General features: G+C 71.6%; 4 protein-coding genes. 2 read left to right on the top strand and 2 right to left on the bottom strand.

Annotated features, from left to right (window positions below; all coding sequences use genetic code 11):
- Nucleotides 1-227: 227 nt before the first annotated feature.
- A complete protein-coding gene (ltaE, locus tag AC27IO_RS21050) occupies nucleotides 228-1,301 on the bottom strand; it encodes a low-specificity L-threonine aldolase (RefSeq protein ID WP_498740589.1) in 1,074 nt (357 codons plus the stop codon).
- Nucleotides 1,302-1,531: 230 nt separating this feature from the next.
- Between ltaE and AC27IO_RS21045 the strand changes: the two genes are divergently transcribed.
- Together AC27IO_RS21045 and AC27IO_RS21040 are read left to right on the top strand one after the other, a co-directional pair.
- Nucleotides 1,532-2,674, top strand: a complete 1,143-nt coding sequence (locus AC27IO_RS21045) for an aminotransferase class V-fold PLP-dependent enzyme (RefSeq protein WP_317354513.1) — start codon at nucleotides 1,532-1,534, stop codon at nucleotides 2,672-2,674.
- Nucleotides 2,675-2,715: 41 nt separating this feature from the next.
- The gene (locus AC27IO_RS21040) at nucleotides 2,716-4,023 is read left to right on the top strand and encodes a DUF445 domain-containing protein (RefSeq protein ID WP_498740587.1); all 1,308 of its coding nucleotides are present in this window, start codon (nucleotides 2,716-2,718) and stop codon (nucleotides 4,021-4,023) included.
- 50 nt (nucleotides 4,024-4,073) lie between these two features.
- Here AC27IO_RS21040 and AC27IO_RS21035 read toward each other — a convergent pair.
- A partial coding sequence (locus tag AC27IO_RS21035; RefSeq protein ID WP_487091239.1) for an XRE family transcriptional regulator occupies nucleotides 4,074-4,409 on the bottom strand: 336 nt, incomplete at its 5' end.

The raw sequence follows: 4,409 nt of genomic DNA, 5'->3' as shown, positions 1-4,409 counted from the left end.
AAAAATATAGCGATCGATTGTTTCCTTGAAGGGGCGTGCCTGCACCGGGGAACCTGGGGCGGTGGCCCGAGGGCGGTCCAATCGCCCGGCACCGTTTCAACCCACGCGCCCGCACAGGGCGCGACAGTGGTACCGCTCAATGAGGGGCCACCTCTAAACCCAGTTTCAACCCACGCGCCCCTGCGGCGCGACACAGGGACTGCAGCCCCTGCCGACCCCTCAGCGGATCATTGCCCGCGCCCGTCGAACCGGCGCACGCACTCCAGCGTCTGCGCCACGTCCTCGGGGCCCACGTCCAGGTGCGCCACCCAGCGCAGGCGCGCGCCCCGGCCGTAGAGGCCGCTGGTCACCCGCACGCCGTGCCGGGCCAGCCACGCGGTGAAGGCCGGGGCCACGTCGGCCTCCACGTCGGTGAACAGGATGTTGGTGTGGGCCGAGGCCACGGTCAGGCGCCCCTGCAGCACGGGGTGGCTGCGGCCGGCCTCGGCCAGGCCTTCGGCCAACTGGCGCGCCAGGGCATGGTCGTCGGCCAGGCGGCGCACGTGGTGCTGCAGCGCGTGCAGCCCCGCGGCGGCCAGGACGCCGGCCTGGCGCATGCCGCCGCCCAGGATCTTGCGCGTGCGCCGCGCCTGGCGGATGAAGTCGTGCGAGCCCAGCAGCAGCGAACCCACGGGGGCGCCCAGGCCTTTGCTCAGGCACACCGAGGCCGAGTCGAAGTGCGAGCAGATCGCGCGCGCCTCGTCGTACACGTCGGTGCCGTTCTTCTCGGCGTGGGCCGTGGCCGCGTTGAACATGCGCGCGCCGTCCAGGTGCATGGCCAGGCCGCGCGAGCGGGCGAGGGCGGCCACGTCGGCGATGTAGCCGGTGGGCAGCGGCTGGCCGCCGGTGGTGTTTTCCAGCACCACGAGGCGGGTGCGGGCGAAGTGCGGGTCGTCGGGCTTGATGGCGGCGGCGATGTCGGCCACGCGCAGCGTGCCGTCGGGCTGGGTCTCCACCGGCTGCGGCTGGATCGAGCCCAGCACCGCCATGCCGCCGGCCTCCCAGCGGTAGGTGTGCCAGCTCTGGCCCACGATGGCTTCGTCGCCGCGCTGGCAGTGGCCCATGAGCGCGATCAGGTTGGTCTGCGTGCCGGAGCAGGCGAACAACGCGGCCTCGAAGCCGAGCAGTTGCGCCGCATGGTCCTGCAGCGCGTTCACGGTGGGATCGTCGCCGAACACGTCGTCGCCAAGGGGGGCCTGGAACATGGCGTCGCGCATGGCCGGCGTGGGTTGGGTGACGGTGTCGCTGCGAAAGTCGGGCATCGGGAGGGGCTCCTGGTGGGGGCTTGGGGTCGAAAAGGGTCGGTCCGGCATCCTAGCGGCGTTGGGCCCGCTGCGTCCATCGCACCGGCGATGCGGGCGGCCGGCCCGCGGAAAGTGCGCGTGCTAAGCTGGCCCGCTCAATTTTTCCCGGCCTTATCCGCCCCGTCTGCCGGCCAGCGCGGCCTGTGCGGCGTGTGCGGCGTGCTGGCCCAGCCCTCACGGAGACAACCATGCCCGGCCTTCTGCCCGATATCGATCCCGACGGTCTGCTCGAATTCTCGGTGGTGTACACCGACCGGGCGCTCAACCACATGTCCCGGCGCTTCACCGGCGTGATGCAGGACATCCTGGCCACGCTCAAGGGCGTCTACCACGCCCACACGGCGGTGCTGGTGCCCGGCAGCGGCACCTTCGGCATGGAGGCGGTGGCGCGCCAGTTCGCCAACCGCGAGAAGGTGCTCATCGTGCGCAACGGCTGGTTCAGCTACCGCTGGAGCCAGATCTTCGACGCGGGCGCTCTGGGCGGTGGCGCGGTGGTGTGCCAGGCCCGCCGCCAGGGTGAGGGCCCGCAGGCCCCGTGGGCGCCGTGCCCGGCCGATGAGGTGGCCGCCGCCATCCGCGCCGAATCGCCCAAGGTGGTGTTCGCGCCCCACGTCGAGACCGCCAGCGGCATCCTGCTGCCCGACGACTACCTGCGCACCGTGAGCGAGGCCGCGCACGACGTGGGGGCGCTCTTCGTGCTGGACTGCGTGGCCTCCGGTGCCGTGTGGGTGGACATGCAGGCCACTGGCGTGGACGTGCTGATCTCGGCCCCGCAAAAAGGCTGGAGCGGCTCGCCCTGCTGCGCCATGGTCATGCTCGGCGAGCGCGCCCGCCAGGCCATCGACGGCACCACGAGCAGCAGCTTCGCCTGCGACCTCAAGAAGTGGATGCAGATCGCCGAGGGCTACGAAAAGGGCCAGCACGCCTACCACACCACCCTGCCCACCGACGCGCTGGTGCAGCTGCGCGACGTGATGGTGGAGACGCGCGACTACGGCTTCGACAAGGTGCGTGCCGAACAGATCGAACTGGGCGCCCGGGTGCGCGCGTTGCTGCGCGAGCGGGGCTTTCCGAGCGTGGCCGCCGAGGGCTACGAGGCCCCGGGCGTGGTCGTGAGCTACACCACCGACCCCGGCATCCAGAACGGCAGGAAGTTCATGGAGGCCGGCCTGCAGACCGCCGCCGGCGTGCCGCTGCAGTGCGGCGAGGGCCCGGACTTCCAGACCTTCCGCATCGGCCTGTTCGGGCTGGAGAAGTGGCACCACGTGGACCGCACCGTGGGCCACCTGGCCGCGGCGCTGGACCGGATCGCCGCCCCGCCAGCGCACTGAAGCGGCCCTGTCCCACAGGGGTCTCGGGCTATCCTTGCGCGATGCAGAGCACCCACGAAGACCAGGCACGCGCACTGACCCGGGCCAAGTGGCTGGCCACGGGCCTGTTGCTGGCGGTGGCCGCCGTGTTCGCGCTGACCTATGCGCTGCCCCGCAGCCTGGCGGTGGAATGCGTGCGCGCCGTGGCCGAGGCGGCCATGGTGGGCGCCCTGGCCGACTGGTTCGCCGTGTCGGCGCTGTTCCGGCGCATTCCGCTGCCCTTCGTGCAGCGGCACACGGACATCATCGCGCGCAACAAGGCGCGCATCGGCGGCAACCTGGCGTCGTTCGTGCGCGACGAGTTCCTCGATGCGCCTTCGCTGGTCACCATGATCCGCCGCCACGACCCGGCCCACATGCTGGGCCAGTGGCTCACCTCGCCGGGCAACGCCCAGCTGCTGGCGCGGCAGATGTCGCGCCTGGCGCTGTCGGCGCTGGAGACGGTGGAGGACGAGCGCATCCAGCGCTTCATGAACGACGCCGCGCGCACGCTGATCGGGCAGATCGACCTGTCTCGCACCATGGCCATGGCGCTGGAGGCGCTCACCCACAACGGCCGCCACCAGGCGCTGCTCGACGACCTGCTGGCGCGCCTGTCCACCCTGGTGCGCGACCCGCAGACCCGCACCTTCATCGCCGAGACCATCGTGCAGTGGATCAAGCGCGAGCACCCGCTGAAGGAAAAGGTGCTGCCCACCGACTGGCTGAGCGAGAAGGGCGCGGGCGCCATCGCCCAGGCCATCGAGAACCTGCTGGCCGAGGTGGCCGGCAACCCGGCCCACCAGCTGCGCGGCACGCTGGATGGCGCGGTGCAACGGCTGGTGGAGCGCCTGCAGTCCGACCCGGAATGGGCCGAGCGCGGCATGGCGATCCGCCACTACCTGCAAAACGACGCCACCCTGGGGCGCTACGTGCAGACGCTGTGGACCAGCCTGCGCGAGCGCCTGCAGCGCGACCTGGCCGACGAGGACTCGGCGGTCTCGCGCAAGGTGGCGGCCATGGGCCAGTGGCTGGGCCTGTCGCTCGCGGGCGATCCGGCGCTGCGGGTGCGGCTGAACGTGCGGCTGGAGCTGTGGGCGGCGCAGTGGGCGCCCGAGCTGTCGCAGTTCGTGGCCGAGCACATCCGCAACACCGTGGACCGCTGGGACGCCCAGGAGCTGGCGCGCCTGGTGGAGCTGCACATCGGCAGCGACCTGCAGTACATCCGCATCAACGGCACGGTGGTGGGGGGCTTCATCGGCCTGCTGCTGTTCGTGCTGTCGCATGCGGACGACCTGGCGCAGGGCGTGGGCGCCCTGTTCGCCGGCTGAGGGGCCGGCGCCCTGCGGTGTGGTTGCCGGCCGGTATGGCCGGCGGGCTTTCAGCGGTTGCCGCCGCGCGGGGTCTGTTCGGCGGCCTGGGCCTTGGCGATGGCCAGGATCACCTCGCGCGCCAGGCGGCGCTTGGGCACGGGCAGCTTCAGGTAGGTCTCGAACAGTTCGCGGTCCTCGTACCCCAGGTTCACGTGCCAGCGGGCGGCTTCTTCGCGCGCCTGCGGCGTGGGCGTGCCGAAGGCCAGTTCCTGCACCGGCATGCGCAGCCACTCGGCCAGGGTGATGAGCTTGCGGGCATCGGGCATGGTTTCGCCCAGGAGCCAGCGGCGCACGCCATGCAGGGTCATGGGCTTGCCCCAGTGGCGGGTGTTGAACTCCCGCTC

Source organism: Acidovorax sp. KNOB132, assembly GCF_057541515.1.
This window is presented reverse-complemented; position numbering and strand designations above follow the sequence as displayed.